The sequence below is a fragment of the Arthrobacter sp. AFG7.2 genome (genome assembly GCF_002892835.1).
GTDB lineage: Bacteria > Actinomycetota > Actinomycetes > Actinomycetales > Micrococcaceae > Arthrobacter.
On sequence record NZ_PJMB01000021.1, the window covers coordinates 1 to 1238 of the forward strand.

A 1238-nucleotide genomic window follows, 5' to 3' on the forward strand; every position below is an offset into this window, starting at 1 on the left:
ATCAGCGGCACGCCGTGGGTGGCGTAGGCGGTGCCGGCGGCGGTGAATGCTGCGACGGCGCCGGCTTCGTTGATGCCGGGGTGGATGAGCTGGCCGGCGGGGGATTCCTTGTAGGCCAGGACGAGGTCGCGGTCCACGGAGAGGTAGTTCTGTCCCTTGGGGTTGTAGATCTTCGCGGTGGGGAAGAACGCATCCATCCCGAAGGTGCGGGCCTCGTCGGGGATGATCGGGGCGATGTGCTTGCCGAATTCCTTGTCCCGCATCAGGTCCTTGAGGAGCCGGACGAAGGCCATGGTGGTGGCGGCCTGCTGCTTCCCCGAGCCGCGCTTGGCCACTTCGTAGGACTTGGCGTCGGGCAGGGTGATGGCCTGGTGCTTTGACCTGCGCTCCGGGACGGACCCGCCCAGGGCTGCGCGGCGTTCCATCATGTACTTGATTTCCGGGGCGTCGGGGCCGGGGTGGTAGTACGGGGGCTGGTAGAGGTCTTTGTCGAGCTGGTCGTCGGTGATGGGGATCCGGAGGTGGTCGCGGAACTTTTTCAGGTCATCCAGGGTCAGTTTCTTCATCTGGTGGGTCGCGTTGCGGCCCTCGAAGTGCGGGCCGAGGCCGTAGCCCTTGACGGTTTTGGCGAGGATGACGGTGGGTTTGCCCTTGAACTCGGTCGCTGCCTTGTACGCGGCGTAGACCTTGCGGTAGTCGTGGCCGCCGCGTTTGAGGTTCCAGATCTGGTCATCGGAGAGGTCCGCGACGAGGTCCTTGGTGGCCGGGTCCTTGCCGAAGAAGTGTTCACGGACGAACCCGCCGGATTCGGCCTTGTAGGTCTGGTAGTCCCCGTCGGGGGTTTCGTTCATGATTTTCACCAGCGACCCGTCGGTGTCCTTGGCGAGCAGCTCGTCCCATTCCCGGCCCCAGACGACCTTGATCACGTTCCAGCCCGCGCCGCGGAAGAACGCTTCGAGTTCCTGCATGATCTTGCCGTTGCCGCGCACCGGCCCGTCCAGGCGCTGGAGGTTGCAGTTGATCACGAAGTTCAGGTTGTCCAGGTTCTCGTTCGCGGCGAGCTGGAGCAGGCCGCGGGACTCGGGCTCGTCCATTTCCCCGTCGCCCAGGAACGCCCAGACCTGCTGGTCAGAGGTGTCTTTCAGGCCGCGGTTGTGCAGGTACCGGTTGGACTGGGCCTGGTAGATCGCGTTCATCGGCCCGATGCCCATGGACACGGTGGGGAATTCCCAGAACTG

At 64.6% G+C, this 1238-nt stretch carries 1 pseudogene; it reads right to left on the bottom strand.

From position 1 onward, the window contains the following. Positions 1-1238 (bottom strand): annotated as a pseudogene (locus CXX84_RS18900) (pyruvate dehydrogenase (acetyl-transferring), homodimeric type); the annotation flags it as partial.